Source organism: Paenibacillus sp. PK4536 (assembly GCF_028594455.2).
Classification (GTDB): Bacteria; Bacillota; Bacilli; order Paenibacillales; family Paenibacillaceae; genus Saccharibacillus; species Saccharibacillus nuruki.
Genome location: NZ_CP126313.1, coordinates 3,545,681 through 3,569,919, shown reverse-complemented (window position 1 = coordinate 3,569,919; position 24,239 = coordinate 3,545,681). Strand labels below are relative to the sequence as shown.

General features: G+C 39.2%; 18 protein-coding genes. 5 read left to right on the top strand and 13 right to left on the bottom strand.

Annotated elements, in window-relative coordinates; genetic code table 11:
- Positions 1 to 140: 140 nt before the first annotated feature.
- The 11 genes from PO903_RS15980 to PO903_RS15930 all read right to left on the bottom strand — a co-directional run bounded on the left by PO903_RS15980 (position 141) and on the right by PO903_RS15930 (position 14,762).
- The gene (locus PO903_RS15980; RefSeq protein ID WP_069328265.1) at positions 141 to 2,102 is read right to left on the bottom strand and encodes an ATP-dependent DNA helicase; all 1,962 of its coding nucleotides are present in this window, start codon (positions 2,100 to 2,102) and stop codon (positions 141 to 143) included.
- A gap of 233 nt (positions 2,103 to 2,335) precedes the next feature.
- On the bottom strand, positions 2,336 to 3,850 hold the full coding sequence (locus PO903_RS15975; RefSeq protein WP_137224192.1) for an ABC transporter permease/substrate-binding protein: 1,515 nt from the start codon (positions 3,848 to 3,850) through the stop codon (positions 2,336 to 2,338).
- Positions 3,850 to 4,641, bottom strand: a complete 792-nt coding sequence (locus PO903_RS15970) for an ABC transporter ATP-binding protein (protein ID WP_069328263.1) — start codon at positions 4,639 to 4,641, stop codon at positions 3,850 to 3,852. Before PO903_RS15970 ends, PO903_RS15975 begins: the two co-directional genes overlap by 1 nt.
- Positions 4,642 to 4,921: 280 nt before the next feature.
- Entirely contained in the window at positions 4,922 to 5,581 is a 660-nt protein-coding gene (locus tag PO903_RS15965; protein ID WP_069328262.1) for a general stress protein, read from the bottom strand.
- Positions 5,582 to 5,744: 163 nt separating this feature from the next.
- On the bottom strand, positions 5,745 to 6,512 hold the full coding sequence (locus PO903_RS15960) for a general stress protein (RefSeq protein ID WP_502921648.1): 768 nt from the start codon (positions 6,510 to 6,512) through the stop codon (positions 5,745 to 5,747).
- A gap of 446 nt (positions 6,513 to 6,958) precedes the next feature.
- Positions 6,959 to 8,095: a bifunctional cystathionine gamma-lyase/homocysteine desulfhydrase gene (locus tag PO903_RS15955; protein ID WP_069328260.1), complete on the bottom strand. Its 1,137-nt coding sequence runs from the start codon at positions 8,093 to 8,095 to the stop codon at positions 6,959 to 6,961.
- Between the two features lie 2 nt (positions 8,096 to 8,097).
- Positions 8,098 to 9,021, bottom strand: coding sequence for a PLP-dependent cysteine synthase family protein (locus PO903_RS15950; protein ID WP_069328259.1), 924 nt, complete (start codon positions 9,019 to 9,021; stop codon positions 8,098 to 8,100).
- A gap of 312 nt (positions 9,022 to 9,333) precedes the next feature.
- On the bottom strand, positions 9,334 to 10,062 hold the full coding sequence (treR, locus tag PO903_RS15945) for a trehalose operon repressor (RefSeq protein WP_069328258.1): 729 nt from the start codon (positions 10,060 to 10,062) through the stop codon (positions 9,334 to 9,336).
- 94 nt (positions 10,063 to 10,156) lie between these two features.
- Positions 10,157 to 12,175, bottom strand: a complete 2,019-nt coding sequence (gene treP, locus PO903_RS15940) for a PTS system trehalose-specific EIIBC component (protein WP_273593918.1) — start codon at positions 12,173 to 12,175, stop codon at positions 10,157 to 10,159.
- A gap of 94 nt (positions 12,176 to 12,269) precedes the next feature.
- Positions 12,270 to 14,006: an alpha,alpha-phosphotrehalase gene (treC, locus tag PO903_RS15935; RefSeq protein WP_273593917.1), complete on the bottom strand. Its 1,737-nt coding sequence runs from the start codon at positions 14,004 to 14,006 to the stop codon at positions 12,270 to 12,272.
- Between the two features lie 234 nt (positions 14,007 to 14,240).
- Complete coding sequence (locus PO903_RS15930; protein WP_273593916.1) at positions 14,241 to 14,762, bottom strand: general stress protein; 522 nt, start codon at positions 14,760 to 14,762, stop codon at positions 14,241 to 14,243.
- A gap of 469 nt (positions 14,763 to 15,231) precedes the next feature.
- On the opposite strand from PO903_RS15930, the gene PO903_RS15925 reads away from it, so the two are divergent.
- The 3 genes from PO903_RS15925 to PO903_RS15915 are packed head-to-tail and all read left to right on the top strand — an operon-like array spanning position 15,232 to position 18,827.
- Positions 15,232 to 16,203: an ABC transporter permease gene (locus tag PO903_RS15925; RefSeq protein ID WP_069328254.1), complete on the top strand. Its 972-nt coding sequence runs from the start codon at positions 15,232 to 15,234 to the stop codon at positions 16,201 to 16,203.
- 38 nt (positions 16,204 to 16,241) lie between these two features.
- On the top strand, positions 16,242 to 17,153 hold the full coding sequence (locus PO903_RS15920; RefSeq protein ID WP_069328253.1) for a carbohydrate ABC transporter permease: 912 nt from the start codon (positions 16,242 to 16,244) through the stop codon (positions 17,151 to 17,153).
- Between the two features lie 45 nt (positions 17,154 to 17,198).
- The gene (locus PO903_RS15915; protein WP_273593915.1) at positions 17,199 to 18,827 is read left to right on the top strand and encodes a type 2 periplasmic-binding domain-containing protein; all 1,629 of its coding nucleotides are present in this window, start codon (positions 17,199 to 17,201) and stop codon (positions 18,825 to 18,827) included.
- A gap of 117 nt (positions 18,828 to 18,944) precedes the next feature.
- Here PO903_RS15915 and PO903_RS15910 read toward each other — a convergent pair whose 3' ends face one another.
- Positions 18,945 to 21,314, bottom strand: coding sequence for an AraC family transcriptional regulator (locus tag PO903_RS15910; protein ID WP_273593914.1), 2,370 nt, complete (start codon positions 21,312 to 21,314; stop codon positions 18,945 to 18,947).
- A gap of 422 nt (positions 21,315 to 21,736) precedes the next feature.
- On the opposite strand from PO903_RS15910, the gene rsgA reads away from it, so the two are divergent.
- Positions 21,737 to 22,804, top strand: coding sequence for a ribosome small subunit-dependent GTPase A (rsgA, locus tag PO903_RS15905; protein ID WP_273593913.1), 1,068 nt, complete (start codon positions 21,737 to 21,739; stop codon positions 22,802 to 22,804).
- A gap of 220 nt (positions 22,805 to 23,024) precedes the next feature.
- Here rsgA and PO903_RS15900 read toward each other — a convergent pair whose 3' ends face one another.
- The gene (locus PO903_RS15900) at positions 23,025 to 23,228 is read right to left on the bottom strand and encodes a hypothetical protein (protein ID WP_273593912.1); all 204 of its coding nucleotides are present in this window, start codon (positions 23,226 to 23,228) and stop codon (positions 23,025 to 23,027) included.
- 92 nt (positions 23,229 to 23,320) lie between these two features.
- Between PO903_RS15900 and trhO the strand changes: the two genes are divergently transcribed.
- On the top strand, positions 23,321 to 24,214 hold the full coding sequence (gene trhO, locus PO903_RS15895; protein WP_175425189.1) for an oxygen-dependent tRNA uridine(34) hydroxylase TrhO: 894 nt from the start codon (positions 23,321 to 23,323) through the stop codon (positions 24,212 to 24,214).
- Positions 24,215 to 24,239 lie beyond the last annotated feature (25 nt).

Below are 24,239 nucleotides of genomic sequence, written 5' to 3'. Positions count from 1 at the left end.
ACTCTTATGTATTTATTATATTCACAGCAAAAAGGAATTGAATAAGAGCTATTCAATCCCCTCTACTATGCTTTTCTAACAATAACTTTGCTGTTCACTAAGTCATTTCATATGGGTACATATTAACTTTATTTATTGTATTAAGGTAACAACTGCTCAACAGCTTGACGAACATCGGGTTGATCGAGTTCTCGACCAAAGATTGATACGCTTCCGCTATCTTCACGGGAACGAATTAAGCGTCCCATACCCTGGCGAAGACGAAGTAACATATAAGGCATATCGACTTCTTCAAATGCATTAACAGCCTCAGCACGACGTGAAGCAAACAGTGGATCGTTAGATGGGAATGGTAATGACCAGACAATCACATTGGACAATGATGGTCCCGGAATATCTAATCCTTCCCATAGGGTGACTGCACATAATACACTGGTCTCATCTTGTTGGAAAGCAGAGATCAAATGACTAATTTCAGCCGATCCTTCGTACAAAATCCGATACTTAGCATATCCTGTAAGACTTTGTGTACTTTGACGGAAAGCGGCTAATTCTTCGATAGACGAGAATAAAATCAATGCACGTCCACCCGATTGATCTAACAATTCCAGTACACGTTCAGACTGAACATGGACTGCATTCAAGTCGAGCAATCCCAAAGAAGCTCCAGAAGTTGTTGTCACCCCTGGTAATACAGGCATTAGATTCGCTTGCATCTGCTCTTTGTAATCATAAGGAGATGCTACCGAGAAGGACAAATATTTATCAATTCCTAGACTATGCGCAATATAATCGAAAGAACCTTCTACCGATAAGGTAGCTGAAGAGAAAATAACAGGCATTTTTTTAGCAAATACTTTCTCATTCAGAATTTCTTTTACTTTTTTCGGCATAATCACTAAGGTAAGATCAGCTTCTTCCCCTGTCACCCAAGAGATCAATTGATCTTGTCTACGGCAAAGGTTAAGTGCAATTTGAATCATTTCTAGATGTTCTTCTACAATCTTCAACTGATAATCATCCAGTGTAAATAATGCACTTTCAAATACCAATTCTTCTTCAATGACAGCAATCTGTGCTTGCACACGTCCTACTTGATTCATAAGATCGGTATTCCAGTTGATTTCTTTCCGATCCGATGCAGGTACAGGCTGGCTATACTTCGCTAACTTCTCGAATAAGATATCACTTTCCAAAATCACTTCTTCAACAGCTAGCGCTAACGTCTCACGAACTTCGCCTTCTAACAAACGCACTACAATACTTTCAAAAAGCGAATGTTTTAATTTGTGTGTGAGTGCATTTTGAGCCGCTGTTTCAAGCAAATGCCCTTCATCAAAAACAACAGAGCTATGATCAGGTAGCAAAGGAAGTTGTCCTTCACGTTTACGTGCATCATATGTCCAGACATGTTCCATATAAAAGTCATGCGAACAAATAATCAAATCAGATGATTTGCGATAATGTTCACGCGATAATGTTTGCCCACAGCGATGACGTTGCGGACAGACCAGACAGTCTTGGAATACATCCCAACCAATTCGGCTCCATTCGCCATCGGTTAATTCAGGATATTCTTTACGATTCCCATACGGGTAAAAAGATTGCATCGTATCTGGATAGTGAACAAATTCAGGCAAACCTGCATAGATATCACGATAGACATCACTTTCAGTTGCATCGTCACGTACGACATCCAATTTGTTCAAGCAAATGTATTGGTCTGGCGATTTCCCAAGACGGGCATCGACGACCAAGTTCAAATGCTTAGCCAGTTTGCTAATATCGCCTTCTGGTTTTACCAACTGCTCGATCAACGACTCATCTGCACAAGCAATAATAGCAGGCTTACGTGTATACCGGGCATAAGCAATCGCATACAAAAGATACACTAATGTTTTACCTGTACCTACGCCAGCTTCTGCAAAAATAGTTTTCTTTTCGGCATATGCTTTTTCCAATTGAAAAGCCATATAAATCTGTTCGTCTCTTACCTCAAAGCCGGCTTCGGGTAAAATATCATAAAATACATCCGCGATCCAATCACTCGCTTGCTTAATAAATGGTTGTCCGGGATCAAATGTAAATGGATAAGTGTTCAATCCGTGTATTCCTCCAAATGATCTAATTTAGTGCATCCTTTCATTATACCTCAAATGTGAACAACAAGGTACAACTGATTATGAACAAATTTTTCACATTTCAAATCTTCTCTCTGCATATCGCAAAAAGTCGCACGATTCAGCGAATCATCCACTGAAAAGCACGACTTTTGTTTAACTTATATTCTTATTGAAATTAGCTTGCAAGAATATCTATTATTAGTGAATACCTCTTATTTCAATAATCCTTTTTGCTGTAAAAAGGCGGTTGCTACTTCAGATGCAGGCTTCCCTTCGACATCTACCTGATAATTCATGGCACGCATTTCATCATCAGTAATCTGACCGGATAAGCGCTCTAATGCTTCTGCCACTTCAGGATATTGCTTTAATGTCTCATCACGCATCAATGGGGCACCTTGATAGGGTGGAAATAATCCTTTGTCATCTTTGAGCACTTTTAGCTTATACCGTTGTAGTTCACTATCTGTCGAATACGCATCCATCAATTGAATATCACCGGATGCGATCGCACTATAACGGAGTTTGGGCTCCATCGTTTGCAAATTAGGGAAAGTGAATCCGTATAATTTGGTTATCCCAATATATCCATCATTACGATCGGCAAATTCGCGTGTAAATCCAACTTTAACTTGTGAAGATACATTTTGCAGATCAGACATGGTTTCCAATTGGTTCTGTTCTGCATATGCCTCTGGTACAGCTAATGTATACGTATTGTTATATTTCATCGGTGCTAGCATATCCATATTGAACTTTTTGGACATGCCTTCTTTGGCTTGATTGTATACTTCTGTACTATCTGTACTGACAGCATCTTCTTTAAGGAATTCTGCCAGAGCTGTACCTGTAAATTCAGGATAGATATCAATATTTTTATTTTTTAAAGCGTTGAATAAAAATGTAGTTTTACCCATGCCTGGCTTTAGTTCAACTGTTAAGCTTGTATCTTGTTCAATCAATTCTTTGTACATATTAATCAGAATTTCTGGTTCTGCACCCAGCTTACCTGCAATCACCAAATCTTTTTGCGTATTGTTGAACAACGGAATCACACTAACTGCAATTACAATTAATGCTGTAGCAGATAACCAGATGATCGATTGTCGGAATGATCTTTTTTCAATCACACGTAGTAATAGATCGAATATAATCGCAAGTAACGCTGCCGGTACCGCTCCTAAGATCAGTAATGCTGTATCATTGCGATCGATCCCTAGTAAAATAATATCTCCTAACCCACCTGCACCAATCAATGCAGCCAGTGTAGTTGTTCCAATAATAAGAACCATTGCTGTACGAATACCTGCCATAATAACAGGCATCGCTAAAGGCAACTCGACTTTGAACAATCTCTTCATTGGTGTCATACCCATAGCATCTGCGGCTTCGATTAAAGAAGGATCGACTTTTCGAATACCTGTATATGTATTACGCAAAATGGGCAACAATGCATAGATCACTATCGCTACAATAGCAGGTACAATACCAATCCCTAGTAACGGAATCAACAGACCAAGCAAAGCCAGTGAAGGAATCGTCTGTAATACAGCGGCAACGCCTAGCACTCCTTCTGATATTTTCAAATGACGAGCGATATAGATCCCTAAAGGAATGGCAATAATCAAAGCACATAATAGCGCTACAAAAGAAATCAGGATATGTTGAGTTAATGCTTGTAATAATTGATCCTGACGCTGAATCATGACTTCCCACAAATTATTCATTATTCAGCTTCTCCTTTGCTATATACAGACGTTTTTTGGAGTAGTGAAGGTAATGGATTGGATTCTACTTGTACCGAACCAAAAAATTCACTAACAAAAGGATCTGCTGGATGATGTAACAATTGTTCTGGTGTATCCGCTTGAATAATATGTCCTTCACGCATCACACCAATACGATCTCCTAATTTGAGCGCTTCTTGAATATCATGAGTTACAAATACAATCGTTTTCTGAATGGTCGCTTGTAGTTCTAACAGATCATTTTGCAATCGTTCTCTCGCCAAAGGATCAAGTGCACTGAAAGGTTCATCCATCAAAATAACGGGTGGATCAGCAGCCAGCGCACGTAATACACCAATCCGTTGTTGTTGCCCTCCAGATAATTCATCTGGTTTACGTGTACGGAACACTTTAGGATCAAGTCCAACCATATGAAGAAGTTCATCGATTCGTTGATCTGTTTTTTTACGATCCCATCCGCATAATTCAGGTGTGATCGCTATATTTTCTTCTACTGTCATATGTGGAAATAAAGCAATCTGTTGTAGCACATACCCTATTCCTTGTCGCAATTCATGTACAGGCATATGGTTCACTTGTTGGTCGTTGATTTCAATCGATCCTGAACTTGGTTCAATCAATCGATTGATCATTTTGAGTGTTGTTGTTTTACCACATCCACTAGGCCCAACCAGTACAAAAAATTCTCCTTTTTGGATATGTAAATTCATCGGATGTACAGCAATCGTACCGTCTTCATATTGCTTCGTGACTTGTTGTAACTTAATCATAAACGTGCCTCCTCTTTATCATCTATCTGATCTTTATAGGTTATGTATAATATCAGCGCCGAACCACTACATTCGACCGAGTTTTCATACAAAAAAATTTTGCGTAATCAAATAATGGCATATTGACTATATTTCACTTCTTTTACTATTACCCAAGTTATATCTAATGGAACACTTAAACAGAAATACGAAAAAAAGACTCTACAAGCGATTAGCTTATAGAGCCTTTTAAAGCATTAACGATACATAGCTTTATTATTGTTGTCTCAATAGTAACGACTTATTTTCTAGGTAAGTTCAACGGATCGCGCTCATCGCCAACTCGACCATCATTTAAATCAGGATCAACATTTACGTTATCAAGACCTGTTCCTGTTGTGGAAGCAGTCGTTGTTGTATCTGTATCATAATATCTAGTATTAGAAGCTTGATTTTTGCGGAAGATATCATATACAGTCACTTGACGACCTGTCTGCTCATCAACCAACACTAGAATTTGTCCTTCTTTTACATTGTTTTCGTATTCTTTTGCTTGATCTTCAGGAATACCCAGTCCGATAAGTCCACCAACAAGTCCGCCACCAGCAGCTCCTGCTGCAGCTCCTGCTAATGTTACTGCGATTGGACCTGCTGCCATGATAGGACCAAATACGGGAATAGCCATCATTCCGATACCTGCAAGAAGTCCTGCAACACCACCGATAGTACCGCCTGCTGCTGCTCCTGTTGCAATACCTTCAGGTGCTTTTGTTCCTGTTTCTTCACTAATATGCTTCAAGTCTTTTTTGTCTTTAGCAATAACAGAGATATTGTCTTTGTTAATACCGGATGCTTTTAGATCTTCGATAGCTTGACTCGCTTGTTGCTCGGTTTGAAATACGCCTACTAATTTATCGTTGTTCAATTCGTTGTTGTTTGTATTCAAATTATTGTTTTCCATGATGTTATCCTCCTTGGGATGTATACCAAATTTGTATTTAGATTTCGTGTGACTCTGATATAGATTTAACCGTATAAAAATATTTAAAACACTTAATTTGGATTATTTAGAATTATTTTGTAATTCATAAATGATATTTTTTGTTCATATAACAACGTATTTATTATCGTTGATTACGATGTAAAGGGTTAGTTGTATTCGCCGCTACATCTTCTTTGATAACAGGCTCATTGTCACGTGCTAGAAGTTCTTCTTGACGTAAACGTAGCGCTTGCTCTTCTTCTGTTACTTGTGAACGATCATGATTTGTGTGATCTGTTGTTACGGTATGATCCACAGGTGCACTTAAATGATCAGTTGTTGGGATAGTCGGAGAAGCTGAATCTTTGCGACCATAAAATCGACTATTTGAAGCATGGTTCGTGCGGAAAATATCATGAATTTGATCACGATGACCTGCTGACTCATCGACCAAGACTAGAATTTGTCCTTCATTAACATTGTTCTCGTATTCTGCTGCTTCATCTTCAGGAATACCAAGTCCAATAAGACCTCCTACTAGACCACCAGCACCGGCGCCTACTGCCGCACCTGTCAAAGCAACTACGATAGGGCCTGCTGCCATAATCGGTCCAAATACAGGAATAGCCATCATTCCTAAGCCTGCAAGAAGTCCTGCTGTACCGCCTAGTAATCCTCCAGCTGTTGCGCCTGTTGCAATACCTTCAGGAGCTTTTGTTCCTGTTTCATCACTAATATGTTTTAGATCTTTTTTATCTTTAGCAATAACAGAGATTCGATCGGTAGAAATACCTGCTGCTTTCAATTGCTCGATCGCTTGAGTCGCATGTTGCTCATCTACAAACATTCCTACAACTTTGTCATTTGTTTGTTCGTTATTCATCTCATTTACATGGTCATGGTTCATCATTTTCATTCGTCCTCCTCAGGATCAATACACATTTTGGAAAACCAGATTGTCATGAATATGTTTAAAATGTAGTTATAATTGTGCAAACAATAATATGCACTTTTTTTATATATGTTTTGGGTGTCTATTATAGTATTAACCGTATAAAAGTGATTAAATCAGCTAATATTGGTTTATATAGGCGGTATTTTGATCCTGTTGTTATCATTTTGAGCTTACCTATGCAGGTTCTCTGTTTAATGAGTATTTATAATTTTCGCTATTTATTTCCGTAATATTATACAAATACGTTCATAATTTATCTTTCATTTCTACTTTATGTATCCATAAAAATACGACTCTATAAAAAAAAGCGACAATCAATTCACTATATTATAGACAAAAATTAAATATTTCAATTTTGTCATTTATAGTGATAGATTATCGCTTTATCATATGGCTAATGATTAGGAATTTAAGCCTTTAGTCAGATCTTCTATTAAATCTTCTATATCTTCAATCCCTACAGAAATCCGTACAAGACCTGGCGTAATACCTAGCTCTGCTCTGCGTTCTGCTGGAATAGAAGCATGCGTCATACGTGCAGGCACCGAAATTAAGCTTTCCACTGCGCCTAGACTTTCAGCTAATGTGAAATACGTTAATTTTTTCAGTAATGCCGCTGCTTTCTCATCGCTACCTACATCAAATGAAATAATACCGCCAAAGCCAGCCGTTTGCTTTTTGGATAATTCATGTTGAGGATGAGAAGTAAGTCCGGGATAATACACTTTGCTTACTGCTGGATGCTCTGATAAAAAAGTAACAATTTCGTGTGCATTACGTTCTATCGCTTCCATACGTAGTCCTAATGTTTTGATACCCCGAATCAATAACCATGCATCTTGAGGACCCAAAATTCCACCAACAGCATTTTGAATAAAATGAATATCTTCAGCTAGCTTTTCATTATTGACAACGACCAAGCCTGCTACAAGATCACTATGACCACCCAAATATTTAGTCGCCGAGTGAAGTACAATGTCTGCACCTAAAGGAATCGGATTTTGCCAGTATGGTGTCGCAAAGGTATTATCGACTACAAATAATAGATCATGTTCATGAGCGACATCAGCTACTGCGCGAATATCGGTTACTTTAAGCAATGGATTGGTTGGTGTCTCCACATAGATTGCTTTCGTATTGGGCTGGATCGCTTGACGAATCGCTTCAAGATCAGTCGTATCTACAAAAGTAGACTCAATCCCAAGACGGGCCAATACTTTGGTGAAAATCCGATACGTACCGCCATAGACATCATCAGTTAACAGCACATGATCCCCTGTATTGAACAAAGTGAATACGGCATGAATAGCCGCCATACCTGAACCAAAAGCAAATCCTTTGAATCCTTCTTCCAAATCTTTGATCAATTCTTCTAAAGCAAATCGAGTTGGATTACCTGTACGTGAATACTCATATCCTTTGTGTACACCGATTTCTTCTTGCTTGTACGTACTGACTTGATAAATAGGAACGTTGACTGCGCCTGTATGTGGATCGCCGGAGATACCGCCGTGAATTAATTTTGTTTTGCGTTTCATAGTTAAATACCACCTTCATAAATTTGTTTACTCAAATAACGTTCACTGCTATCCGGAAAAATAGTAACAATATGTGCACCATCAGGCGCTGTTTCAGCTTCTAGTAGTGCTGCATGTAACGCTGATCCTGCGGAGCTTCCGATTAGTAGCCCTTCTAAGCGAGCCAATTCAGCGACACGGTTAAAAGCATCTTCATCACTGATGGTATGAATCGCATTGAAATAAGATTTATCCATAAATTCAGGAATCATCTCCATGCCAATGCCTTCTGTTTTGTGCGAACCGGATTCGCCACCATTGATAATAGAACCTTCTGGTTCAACGATCACTGTTTTAAGATTGGGATTTTGCTCTTTCAAATAACGACTTGTGCCCATAAATGTACCGCCTGAACCTGCACCGGCTACAAAAACATCAACTTTCCCTTCGAGATCGTTCCAAATCTCAGGTCCCATCGTTTGATAATACGTTTTGGGATTATCAGGATTGGTGAATTGTCCCGGACAATAAGCCCCGGGAATCTCTTCAACCAGTTCACGTGCTTTGTCGATTGCACCACGCATACCTTTAGCTGTCGGCGTATGGACAATTCGAGCGCCTAAAGCTTTCATAAGCGTCTGCTTTTCAATACTGAATTTCTCAGGCACTGCAAAAACAACAGAAATATCTTCATGGATCGCTGCCATCGCTAGACCGATCCCTGCATTTCCTGCTGTCGCTTCTACTAATGTACCGCCCGGTTTGATTTTGCCTGTAGCTAGTGCTTCATGAAGTAGTGCTTTACCTACACGATCTTTAACACTGCCTCCCGGATTCATAAACTCCAACTTAGCGAATAAACGAATACCTCGTGGTAATGTATAGGCATTGATCTCCACAAGAGGTGTATTTCCGATCAAATCCATCGTACTGCGATATAAAGCCATTCTATTTTGCTCCTTTAATTACGTAATCATTATATGATGTTATATGAACAATAATAACGAATATTACATTTTAAACCACTGGTCAATAAATAGAAAAATAAAAAAACCCATTAAACAAATAGGAATTATAAATCTATATTCTGAGTGTAGTAAGATTACGATTAAAAGTCAAATATCTTTACACTTATTCTCACTATGACATAAACTATTCAGCTCACTTTTAGAATTAAAAAAGGTCTATACACATTCACTATGTTACAGCGAATGTGTATAGACCTTTTGATAACGCACTCTTTTCAAGCCATCCTAAAGCTATTTCTCTTCTCCCGGAGAACGTCTGGCAAAATCAACAAATTGAAATTTGTCCAAGCGATGTCTGGATTCTGTGTACTGAAAAAGAGTCGTATCTTCCAAATGCACATAATTACGTACAACCACCACATGAGTGTACTGTTTTAAATCTAGCAATTCTTTATCCTCCGCTGTGGCATCTTCAACCGAGATCACTTTTTTGGCATAACTGATCTGCAAATCCAATTCATTTTCCAGATAAGCATAGATCGATCCACTCGCGATTTCCTTCGTTAGCAACGGGACAATATCTGAGCGAAAATAATCTTTGTCTAAAATGACTTTCTCGCCTTCAATATTGCGCGCGCGAATCACTTGCCATACCGTTGCATGTTTGTCAGTTTCCAGATGACGAGCTACAGCATGAGGAATAGGAATATGCTCTGTCGTATACACAATCGTTTGCGACTTCCGTCCAATCCGTTCTGACATTTCTTTAAAACTAACCAGACCACTTAATGGAAAGTTCATTCGCCCAAGATCCAAGACAAATGAACCTTTCCCTTTGATTTTATGAATAAAGCCATTCTCTGAAAGCAATTGAAGTGCTTTACGAACAGTTTCACGGGAGATACCATATTCTCTGGTTAGATCATTTTCAGACGGAAGCTTGGTGCCTGCGGCTATCTCGCCGGATTGTATACGTTCTGAATAATCATGATAAATTTGTAGAAAAATATTAGTATTCACTTGTCATCACCACATTTATTGTAGCACTTTTTAAATGATCTGAAATCAGCAAATTATTTTCTCCATTTTACCAACTGATTAATTCTACAGATTATTATTTAAGATGAATTTTTAAAATAAGAGATTGTAAGTCATTTACTGCACCAGGTAGTTCTTCAATCGACTCAATCATATCTTGACCATCAGGCACGATAATAGGAGTAATAATAGGATACCCTGCGGCACGAATCGTATCACGATCGAATTCAAGCAATAACTGCCCTGCTTCTACTTGATCACCTGTTGCTGCATGAACATTGAAGCCTTCGCCTTTGAGACCTACCGTATCAATCCCTACATGAATCAGAATCTGTACTCCTGTCGCATGCTCAAGAATCATCGCATGTTTACTGTTTGCCATAATATGAACGACGGTTCCAGCAAAAGGAGCTACAATCTTCCCATCTGTCGGTTCAATTGCGATCCCTTGACCCATTTGTCGCTCTGCAAAAGCAGGATCAGGCACTTGTTCCAACATCACAGCTTCACCTGTTACAGGAGCGAACACTTCCAAAACATCGACAGCATCTGCATCGCTTGTAGCTGTAGGCTTAGAACCAGATAATGCTTGTTGCGCAGAACCTTTTACCGATTCAGTAGTAGTTGGCATTGTTGCTTTGGATACTGTTTGGTTATCCTCTGCTGAAGCCTTATTTTGCTGACGACGTACTATAATCTTGCCGTAAATCAACGTTAACGTAAATGGAACGATCAATACAATCGCCATCCCGATAAAGAAGATGCCCCATTGATCCGGGAAAATAGACAAGAATCCAGGAATACCGCCGACCCCGATCGAATACGCCAATACATGATTAATCGTAAGCAATACACCTGCTATTGCTGAACCAATCATACCGAATACAAATGGATATTTGTAACGGATATTGACTCCAAAGATCGCGGGTTCTGTTACACCAAGAAAAGCAGACACAGACGATGTTATCGCTAGACCTTTACTTTTTTGATCTTTCAAAATCAATACCATCGCTAGTGCACCTGCACCTTGAGCAATATTAGACAGTGCTAACATCGGCCATAAGAACGTACCACCTTGTGTTCCGATCAACTGTACATCAACCGCAAGGAAGGTATGATGCATTCCTGTAATGACAAGTAGTGCATACAATCCACCATAGATCAGACCACCTAGAGCAGGCACAGTGTCAAATACATAAACAAAGCTACTTGTAATTACATTACCGATTGCAAAAGTAACCGGACCGATCACTGTAAACGCAAGGAAACCTGTAATTAACAACGTAATTGGAGCTAATAATAATAGCTTGAATGAATCGGCTATTCGCTTATTTAAAAAGATTTCAATACGTGATAATACGTAAGCGGATACAAGTACAGGCAACACTTGCCCTTGATAACCGATTTTGTTAATTTCCCAACCAAATAGATTCCATACAGGAACTGTACCGCTATTAACTGCATCAGCGTATTTGTAAGCACTCATCAAATCTGGATGAACCAGAATCAGACCGAGCACGATCCCGAGTAATGGACTACCGCCAAACCTCGTGGTGGCTGACCAACCAATCAGTACAGGTAGAAAGGTAAAGGCTGTACTTGCTATCGTATTTATAATAGAAGCAAAATCTTTCCACTGCGGATAGACATCGACCAAAGATAACCCTTCAAAGAAAATACCTGCACCGGTCAGAATATTATTAATCCCTAATAACAGACCTGCTGTCACAATCGCTGGCAAAATCGGAATAAATATATCTGCTAGTGTTTTGATGGCACGTTGGATCGGGTTTTGCTTTTTACTGGCTGCACTTTTAACATCGTCTTTGGAAGCACGGTTACCGCCCGTAATCGCTATCATTTCGTTGTACACTTTATCTACTAACCCCGGGCCAATAACGACCTGATACTGCCCTTGCGAAGAAAATTGCCCTTTTACCAGATCATTTTGATCCAGTGCATCTTTATCTACTAGACTATCATCATGCAAAGCAAATCGTAATCGTGTTACACAATGTGTAGCGACTTCGATATTTTCTTTGCCACCAACTGCGGCTATAATCTGCTCTACACTTTTTTTATCGATATCTGCCAACTGACCCCACTCCTTCAATATATCTACATTTCAATATACTAACCAAGTAGAACAGAAAGAATCTGCTCTACTTAGCTTATAACCATATACTTTGTTAATGGATAAGCCACATATAAGAAGCATAAGGTTCCAAAATCAGCGAATAACTTAGAGACGGCGTAGCCATAGTGTTACCAATTAATAAGCGAGCGGACTGTAATGATTCTGCACTATATTGTTGTGTGATCGAATCAGGTAGATTAAATATGGCTTGTTGCTCACTAAAATTAGAAATAACAATCATTCGCTCATGCTGATTACAACGTGTATACGCAAATATCTGAGGATGAGACTGATCTAATCGTTCATATGTACCATCCGTAAGCACTTCAATCTCCTGACGAAGTGTAATCAATTGACGATAATGATGATAGACGGAGAACGGATCATGAATTTGAGATTGTACATTAATGTCTGGATAACGCTCATCGACTTTGATCCACGGTGTTCCTGTCGTGAATCCTGCATGAAGACTATTATCCCATTGCATCGGTGTACGTGAATTGTCGCGTGAACGCTCACGAATAATGTCTAACGCTTCGGCTGCTGTTTTGCCTTGTTCCTGCAAAATACGATACATATTTGTAGACTCAATATCTCGAAATTCTTCAATACTGGACCACTGCGGATTAGGCATACCAATTTCTTCACCTTGAAAAACATAAGGTGTTCCTTGCAAACCATGTAAAGTGGTTGCTAATAATTTGGCGCTTTCTACTCGATACTGATCGTCATTCAAGAATCTTGATAAAGCTCTAGGTTGATCATGATTGTTGAAAAATAGAGCGTTCCATCCTCCTCCTTGTTGCATACCTATTTGCCAGTGGGATAATAACGATTTTAACGCTTCAAAATCATACGGCATTAATTCCCACTTCTGCCCTTGCGGATAATCAACTTTGAGATGATGAAAATTAAAGGTCATCGAAAATTCATTCTCTTCAGGATTAGAATAACGAATACAATGTTCTAATGTTGTAGATGACATTTCCCCTACCGTTACCGCTTGATAAGGTTCAAATACTTTCTCATACAACTCTTTCACATACTCATGTACTCGTGGCCCATCGGTATAAAATTTACGACCATCTCTTATCGCTAGCTCACCTTCGTCTGTATCGGTTGGGAAATTCTGATCTTTGGAGATCAAATTAATCACATCCATCCGAAATCCGCTAACACCCTTATTTGCCCAAAATGTGAGTAAGTTAATCACTTCTTGTCGAACTTTAGGATTTTCCCAGTTGAGATCTGCTTGCGTTTTATCAAATAACGTCAAAAAATATTGTCCACTTTGCTCATCATATTGCCATGCTGAACCGCCAAATTTGGACTGCCAGTTGTTAGGTACTCCACCATCTGGAGCAGGATCACGCCAGATATAATAATGACGATATGGATTATCTTTGGATTTCAAAGCTTCTCGGAACCAATAATGTTCTGTTGAGGAATGATTAACCACAATATCGGTCATCAAATACATATCTCGTGCTTTAATTTCGGCTATCAATTCTTCCATATCTTCCATCGTTCCATATTGAGGGTTGATCTGGTAGTAATCAGCTACATCGTAACCGTTATCATTTTGTGGGGAAACATATACAGGTTGCAACCAAACAATATCAATACCCAGTTGCTTCAAATAATCTAACTTTTGGGTTACGCCTTTGATATCGCCTTTGCCTTTACCTGTCGTATCATTAAAGCTTTGTGGATACACTTGATACACGACCGATTTACGCCACCAGTCTTTGCGAGTGATCTCTATAGATTGTGTAGATAAAGCATTCATAGTCTATTTCTCCTTAAGTAAGGTCACTATAGAATTTCTACAATAAGAACTTCTACAACAGCGCTTACAGTCAACTTGTATATACAGGATTATATTCTTGTATATACAAGTTGTCAACGACTATTTATTTTGTATATGTAGAGGGTATATCAGATTGCTAGATAGCAATCCATCAAAAAAGACGATCATACAGTTAACTTCCCTGTACAATCGTCTTTGGATGATCTTTATTCTTTACATTTCATCATATTGAGCATTAGAAGCATTATTTTTGCGGAAAATCTCGTAGATTTCGGCTCCACGTCCTGTTGATTCATCGACTAAGACTAATATAGCTCCTTCATTCACACGTTCATCATAATGGCGCGCATCTTCTTCAGGAACACCGTATCCTACTAATCCACCAGCCAGTCCACCTGCGCCCGCCCCTACAATCGCACCTGTAAAAGTAGCGGCTATCGGCCCAGCTGCCAGAATAGGACCTATTCCGGGAATGGTTAGTGCTCCTAATCCGATCAATAACCCTGCTACTCCACCTAACACTCCGCCTGTAGCGGCACCCGAAGCCATTCCTTCTGCGGTATCCATTTGAGTATCTTGTTCAATACGTTCAATCTCTTCATGATCTTTAGCAATCACAGAGATATCTTGTTCTGTAAATCCAGCCGTTTTCAGATCTTCTAATGTACGACTCACTTGAGTTTCATTATCAAATACCCCTACGATTTTATCCAACACTTTATCATTTTGATCCATGATTATCATCCTTTAGTGATCGAATTTAAAATATGTATTATACGAACTCAATAGATATATACCGTTACAAGGTATGGAGATATTTTAAACATAACCTCCTTTGGCTAAACATATAGCGATATACCATCATTAACCTTACATGTGTAAACGCATACAACTAACATTGATTATTTTTATTCATTTTGTAAGCGTTATTATATTTATAAAATAAGAATTAACTACTTTTTTAGCCAAAATCACTAATGATATGACAGCAAATTTTACATACTTATTGATCTTTTTAGAACCTATACCTACCCACTCTAACGTCTACAAACCCAGTAATGACAAGGAATATGCAGATTTTGCTGCACTACTTCATGATTCACATATTTACGCTTCACCGGTTATCTTCCTACAATAAGAGTATACACATAGCGATATACCGCTTCTTTATTATTCTACTGTTCCACAAGAAAGGAGGACTATGATGCAAAGAAATGTATCGAATACAATTCATAACGACTCGATTTCTGAAGTGACTGTCACTGAGCGACGCAAGTCTCTTTGGAAAAGAATTACACGTAATTGGGAATTGTATCTATTGATTGCTCCTGCGTTTTTGTACTTTCTTATCTTTCATTATGGACCTATGTATGGTATTCAGATCGCCTTCAAAAACTTTCTTCCTGCACGAGGTATAGCCGATAGCCCGTGGGTAGGCTTTACTCATTTCAAGCGTTTTTTTGAATCTTATTATTTCTGGGATTTATTATGGAATACATTAAGTATCTCCTTATACGAATTAGCAGTTGGTTTTCCTTTACCTATTTTATTAGCACTCGCTTTTAACGAAATTAAAAATGGATTTTTCAAACGTACGGTACAAACGGTAACATATGCACCTCACTTTATCTCAGTTGTAGTTATGGCTGGAATTATTATTACCTTCCTGTCTCCTTCTACAGGTATCATTATCAAATTTATAGAATGGGCAGGATTTAGTGCACCGAGTCTACTAACAGATCCCGCATGGTTCAAAACGATGTATGTCTTATCCGGTGTCTGGCAAAGCACAGGCTGGGGGACTATCATTTACCTTGCTGCACTGTCTGCGGTCGATCCACAGCTTCATGAAGCCGCTATTATGGATGGTGCAAGCCGTTTCCGCCGTATTATCAGTATCAATATTCCTACGATTATCCCTACGATTACGATTTTATTGATTTTGAGTATAGGAAGTATTCTCGGTGTTGGGTTTGAGAAGATTCTATTATTGCAAAATGCACTGAATATGAGTTCTTCTGATGTTATTGATACGTTTGTATATCGAACTGGACTCATTAATGTACAATACAGCTTCTCGACTGCGGTAGGTCTGTTTAATTCCGCTATCAATGCGGTTCTGTTGATCACTGTCAATCAGATTGCTCGCCGTACAACCGAGCACAGTCTATGGTAATGTACTGTTCACGAATACGATACTAAGGAGGATACGCTATGGCTGCTGTGATCAAAGAATCGAAAACAGATCGTCTGTTTCTGATCTGCAATTACCTCTATGTAGCGATTGCTTTTGTGCTTGTTCTTTACCCTGTCGTGTACATTTTAAGTGCTTCGATCAGTACACCTTCTTATGTGAATTCAGGTGAAATGTGGCTACTCCCTAAAGGAATTACATTTGAAGGATATATGAGAGTTTTTGAAAATAGTAAAATCTGGGTCGGTTATGGCAATACGATTTTGTATACGGTCGTCGGTACGCTAATCAATCTATTGGTCACTTTACCTGCTGCCTATGCTCTAAGCCGTAAAGATTTTGTAGGACGTGGCTTTTTTATGGGAATGTTTCTGGTCACGATGTTTTTCAGCGGTGGTCTTATTCCGACCTATCTGATTGTCAAACAATTAGGGTTGGTCAACTCGATGTGGGCATTAATTTTACCAGGGGCTGCTTCGGTATGGAACATTATTGTGGCTCGTACGTTTTTCCAATCTACTATTCCGATCGAACTACAAGAAGCGGCTCATATGGATGGTTGTACCAATCTACGATTATTTCTAAAAATTGTTGTTCCTTTATCCACTCCGATTATTGCCGTTATGGCTTTGTTCTACGGTGTAGGTCATTGGAACAGTTATTTTAACGCTTTGGTTTATTTAAATGATCAATCCAAATATCCGCTGCAAATGGTATTAAGGCAGATTCTAGTCTTGCAAGAAATGTCTACTTCAGCTCAAGGAGCAGCCACCAGTGGTGAAGCCGCAATGGCGATGAATGCCAAAGCCGATATGGCAGCATTACTGAAATATGCAGTCATTATTGTTGCTACATTGCCTATTATTGCTGTCTATCCTTTTGTTCAACGTTATTTTGTACAGGGCGTTATGATAGGATCAGTGAAAGGGTAAGCGCTTACGATCGAAAGTCTACTATCATTTACAAGGAGGATTATTATGACAAATCAATCTCCATTCCGAGTCCGTTCAACCTTTATGCGTAAAACAGGTACAGTCGCATTATCGTTGGTATTAGGCACCACCCTACTTGCTGGCTGTTCGGGCGGCAAAACCGAAGAAGCCACTAACTCCAACTCGGCTGCCAATGTAAGTAAAGAAGGCTTCCCGATTGTTAAAGAACCGATCACATTGTCGATGATGGGACCGGATGTTGGGCTACAGAACTGGAAAGACATGCCTGCTTTTAAAGAAATGGAAAAGTTAACGAATGTTTCATTTACCTTTGAGAATCCACCACTGGATAGCTTTGAAACGAAAAAGAATTTGGTCTTTGCGAGTGGCGAATATCCCGATATCTTCTATGCTTCTTCTCTAACACAAGCTGATGAAGTCAATTACGGAAATCAAGGTATTCTTGTACCTCTAGAAGGTCTAATCGATAATTATGCACCGAATCTCAAAAAGATTATGGATGAAGACCCTTCTATTCGTAAATCAATCACTACACCGGATGGTCATATCTACTCTTTACCGGTTATCAATCAACAAAGTATCTGGTATCGTAGCCCGATGTGGTATAACGGTGACTTCTTAGAAGCATTGAAAGTAAAAGATTTACCAACTACTACAGAAGGACTGTATGACTTACTGGTTCGTTTCCGTGATGAAGATCCGAATGGAAATGGCAAAAAAGATGAAATTCCGTTATCTTCTGTTAAATTAGACGATATTCGTTCATGGTTATTAGGCGCATGGGGCATCTATGGCGAAGATATCTACAATGATGCCGATGGCAAAGTCCATTTTGCTCGTACCGAAGATGGCTATCGTGAATTCTTAACGTATATGAATCGTCTCTGGAGTGAAAATCTGCTAGATCACGAAGCATTCTCACAAACACCGGATCAGAAAAAAGCCAAAGGGGCTAACAATCAACTGGGTCTGTTCCAAGATTGGCATGCGTATTTCACCCATGGCGGTAAGCCAACGACCAAAGACCCGATGTTCGTTCCTGTGAAAAGTGATGCGGTAGACAAACCAGCCGTTGCTATTCATCCCGGATTATCGACAGGTTCCTTTGCGATTACAGAAAGCAATCCTTCCCCTGAAGCGTCAATGCGTTGGGTAGATTATATGTACAGCTATGAGGGCGCTATGCTGTTTGATAAAGGACCCGAAGGTCTTATGTACGAGACTGTCAATGAAAAAGACCATACGAAGAAATGGAAAGAGCTACCAAGTCAGTACAACAGCCGTGAAGATTACCGTGGCACATTAACACCAAACTATGGTACACCTGCTCCTACTCTACTAAGCCCTGATTTGCAAAAAGGGTTAAAAGAAGATTTTGATACATGGGTAGACAAACAAAATGATGAGAAAATTCTGGCGTATGATCCACAGCCACCATTTCCTATTCTGTATCTAACACAAGAAGAACAAGCTGAAATTTCTAGTCTACGTGCGGATATGGATACGTATATTGAGCAAATGGAAGCCAAATTTGTCACTGGTCAAGAGCCATTAACAAGTTGGGATACGTATCTAGCCACCATCAAGCAAATGGGTGGAGATCGAGTTGTAGAGATTTATCAGGGAGCTTATGATCGCTGGAAATCAAGCTAACTTAGCCGTTCCTCTCTCATACTTTAATGTACAACAATAAACACACCAAAAGACCTCTTTCGCATAACATAGCGATTGAGGTCTTTTTTTCAAAAAAATACGCACTATGCTTATACTTTAACCGGTACTATTATTGATCGGTAGATTCTGGTTTTCATTCTGTACACTTTGCTTACGGTATTGTCCGGGTGTACAGCCTGTTTCTTTTTTAAATTTACGAATAAAATTAGCTGTATCCAGATAACCGACACGTAAAATAATATCTTTGAGCGGATCATTGGTATCATTCATCTGCCGGATCACTTCATCCATACGTAACTGCCAGACATATTGAGAAAAGGTATAGCTCGTCTTTTCTTTGAACGTACGGCTGAGATAGGAGCTAGAAATAGAAAACTGTTGAGCCACTCCTTCTAGACTAAGAGCATAATCACAATATTGTTCTTTGACATAAGCAATCACTTGATCCATCAGCGATAGTTGCTTGGTTTCTTCTTTGTACTCTGCACATGTACAAATTCGTGCAATCAGAAGATGTAACTGTTCTTCTAACTCTTCTGTTCTTTCAAACGAAGCCAACTTCGGCATATCGCGTATACTTCGGATTAATCCCACTTCTGAAGCGGCTTTGAGTACTGTATTTAATAGATCAAATAAAACGCAACGCATCAAGGAAAGAGGTAAAGCTTGAGAGCGCACATTCGCTACAATCGTCTGCACCATATGCGAAGCCACCATAATATTACCTTGCTTCAAGCTTTGAGATAATTTCAACAACGACTCATTAGTGATCCAATAATGCTCACCTGAAGGACGATCCGCTTCACTATTCAATTGATCAAAATAGGTGACACTGTGCTGTGTATCTGTCAAACGATATTCCATCGCTGTAGCCGCTTCGATAAACGATTGATTCAACTCATCTAAGCGCTCATAACTGGTTCCTACTCCTACTGTAGGCAACGTATAATAATGTTCAAATACAATTTCTCTAATCGCTTCTACAATCTGCTTCATCTGTTGCTGACGTTCAACCTCGCCGATATGATTCCAGCAGACAGCCAAAGCTAACCGATTTCCAGAAGAATACTCGATTCCGTAAATATGCGCATCTAGATGAGGAAGGTCAATTTCAGCTAAAATATCCGGTAAAAATAAATAAGGATCTAGTAATTTGTCTAATCGCTGTGTTTCTATCACATCAAGATCTGTGTCCTGAAGCGTAGGAGTGTACCTTCTTTCTGACAACATATCACTGGCGACAATCATTACAAAGTATTGCTGATGATCTGCTTCTAATCCCAGACTATCAATTAAACGGATCGTTTCTGGGTCTTCTGGCTTGCCATGCTTCATTAAGAGTAACAAACATTGATGACGGACATATGGTTCTTGCATATCCATCTGATGACGATAATCATGAAGCGTATTTTTGATCCATGTCCATTCATTCGAAGTAGAATTGGATATCGAAGGAATAGTGGCATGATTGGTTTTCTCTTTGGCAAATTCGACCAGATCACGTAATGGATGATACTGTCTACGGGCTAGCAGTACAGCAATCGGAATCCCTGCTATAGCAATCAAGGCAAATACCAGCACAATTAAAGTCTGAATATGAAAAATCCGACTAAAAAATTGATCACTTGGCATTGTAGTCACATATGTCCATCCATTTTGCGCAGATGTAACGGCTACTACAGATTGCGGTTTGCCGTTAAGCATCATATTGTGAATCCCTTCTCCCAATACTGAAAGCGTATTCAATTCTTCATTCTGCACAGGTTGATCATGATTGTTGACCGTAAGTACCTGCCCTTTATGATCGAAAATATAACTATTCCCTTTAAAATCATTCAAAATCGAATCCATCATACCTGTTAACTTGGATTCTTCAATTAAATAGACTACAGAAGCATACGGATACGCATCCGTCGGCTTGATCGGAACAATATGTAACAGCATCGATCGCTGGCGAGAATGAGTACCCAATTGCTCGGTTAAACGGGTCATTGGATAATTGATTTTGTTCAGATCGTGATTGATCTGCGCTTCTGTCCAATTGTTAAATTGATACGTTCGACCAAACACCACATTTACATTACTCAATCCTTGTGAAGAATAGATGACAGTATCATCATGAAAATAAAGAAACAGCTCATCCACAATCGAACTATTTGCCCGATATTGAGCCAGCGTATTAATCGATTCACGGCTGTAATAAGGATGCTTAACCATGTAAGCCGTTAGGTTGTTGTCATAGCTAATTCGAGCAGCAATATCACTTAATTCTTTCATCCGTCCGTCAATCGTCATACGCACCTGACTTAATTGATTGACATTGGATTGTTCTATTTCTGTACGCAGACTTTTGACTGCACTTTGATAGACTAGCACCGTAATCAAAATCAGAGGAATCAGAAAAATAAGCAAATAAGACAACATGTAACTACGTAACAACCTTGAACTTGTACGCTTTGGATTCATCTGTTCCCTCCTCATATCAAACGCAATTACGTCATGATTATTGGATCATCTATATCACTTTTACATGTATTCAACAAATGTTCACCTTTCAATTGTAACTTATTTTGCTGGGCTGAAAAGGTATTTTTGTGATTTGACTACAAATTTAGTTCTTTTTGATCATAAATAAATGCTAAACAATGCTCTTAAGATTACATGACATTTACAATAATAGTTATGTTTATACGTATCTTAAATTTTCTCTGTTCCTTTTTATCCATTTTCTGTTATACTGTTGGTGAAATCCCGAATAGAAAGGATGATTCATAATGATGACTATTGAACGTACACCCCATCACACGCCGTATATGACCTATTTCCAATCGGGAGAAATGCGCGGATAACGTAAACAAGCTCCCGATACTACAAAGGAGCTAATTCAATTGAATATTAATAATTATGGATATAACGATGATTTCGCTACATCATTTGCCCAACAGGAAACGTCTGAACGTTTGATTCCTGCACGTATTAGTGCTGTGTTCAAACATGTATACCGGGTGGTATCAGAAGACGGAGAACAACTTGCTAAGCTCAAAACGTCTTCGTTTCGTGATGCTACTCGTGTAGATCGCCCTTCAATCGGCGATTTTGTCGCTCTTGAAAGCCATCCTGGTGACACTTCGCTTATACATGGAGTATTAACGCGAAAAACTATTATTTTGCGTGATGACCCTGATGTAGGTGAACAAGTGGTTGCAGCTAATTTTGATTACTGCTTATTGGTATGTTCAGCGAATGATGATTTTAACCTTAATCGGATCGAACGGTACTTAACGATTGCATGGAATAGCGGAGCACAACCTATTATTGTCGTAACCAAAAGCGATCTAACCGATCAATTGCATGATTATCTCGACCAATTAGAAGTTGCTAGCTTCGGTGTTCCTGTGTATCCAGTGGATAGCATTCATGGCGAAGGACTGAATGAACTGCAAGCACACTTTTCTGCTGGTGATACACTGGTATTACTCGGTTCTTCGGGAGTCGGCAAATCTTCACTGGTGAATGCACTGGCTGGCGAATACAAAATGAAAACAAATGAAATTCGTGAAGACGATGCCAAAGGTAAACACACCACTACCCATCGTGAATTACATTTGCTTCATAACGGCATCATCGTTATCGATACACCGGGAATGCGTAGCCTTGGTATCGGACAAGCTTCGACTGGACTGGAAGAAACGTTCCAAGACATCGAATCCTTAGCCGAACAATGTCGCTTCTACGACTGCGCTCATACCTATGAACAACCGGACTGCGCTGTCCAACAAGCATTAACAGACGGCACCCTTCCACAAAAACATTACAACAACTGGCTCAAACTCAAAAAAGAACTAGCTTACAACGAACGTAAAAATAACGTTACTCAATTACTCGAAGAAAAACAAAAATGGAAAACAATCATCAAAGCCCATCGTGACAATCCCAAAAAACGAACCAAACGTTAATATCGTTTGTCACCTCATCGATCTCGATGATCCAATCAATATAACCAAACAATTTTCATATGCTAAAATCACTCATCATCCATCATATCTATACAATGTTCCACCCAAGCTGTCTGTCCCAACAGACAGCTTTTTTCAGTATATTTTTATCATCTCACCCCTCCTAAAACACGCAAACACCCTCATCTTTTCCTTTACTACCTCCCCCTCCTCCCTGACTTTAATTCCTCCCACAATCCACCGTCAGAGCGAAGCCAATAGAATCGTTCTGAAAGAGCGAAGCGCTCGCCTTTGCAATGAAATCCCCACCGCAAAGCGGTATATTCAAGGGATTCCATTGCAACAGCGACGACAAGAACGATTCTATTGGCGCAGCGTTACCCACCCCCACCAGAATTAAAATCCCCTTTTTATACATTTTCATTGACTAACCCCTAAGAGAAGCGTAAAATTTATGATTGCGATTATATTGTACGTTAGTGCCAAATTAAAATTTTTATATATAGGGTGATGAATATGTCTACGAGTCCATACCGGATTTTATTATTTTATAAATTTGTCAAAATTGATGATCATGAAGCACTTGCCGCAGAACATTTGAAATATTGCAAAAACCTAGGAATCAAAGGAAGAATTCTAATCGCACCAGAAGGCATTAACGGTACATTGTCAGGTGATTTTGAACAAACAGAGCAATACATGAAAGACTTGCTTGAAGATCCACGTTTTGCTGATACCGTATTCAAAATCGATGAAGCTGAAGAACATGCTTTCAAAAAAATGTTTGTCCGTCCCAAAGATGAGTTAGTAACGTTCCGTTTTGAAGAAGAATGGGATGCGAGTGAATTTACAGGTACACACCTTTCACCTAAAGAATTCTATGAACAGCTTCAACAAGAAGATGTTATTGTTCTAGACGGTCGTAACGATTATGAATACGATATTGGTCACTTCCGTGGAGCGATTCGTCCAAATGTGGAATCTTCTCGTGAATTTCCTGAGTGGATTAGAGAAAACATGAGCGAGTTCAAAGACAAAAAGATTTTGACGTATTGCACAGGTGGCGTACGTTGTGAGAAATTGACTGGCTTTCTAATGAAAGAAGGCTTCAATGATGTAGCTCAATTAGAAGGCGGAATTGTAACCTACAGTAAAGACCCTGAAGTACAAGGACGATTATTTGATGGGAAATGTTATGTGTTCGATGAGCGCATTTCGATTCCGATTAATCATACAGACGAAGATGTTATTATCGGTAAATGTTATCACTGTGCAGCACCAACAGATGATTATATTAACTGCCCTACTTGTAATTTACAGCATGTTGTATGTGAATCTTGTAAAGAAGAACACGAACACTTCTGTTCTGATGCTTGCCGTGAGCAAGTCGCAGTTCCTGCTTCTAACTAATTGATTGCATCACAAAAAGCCATTG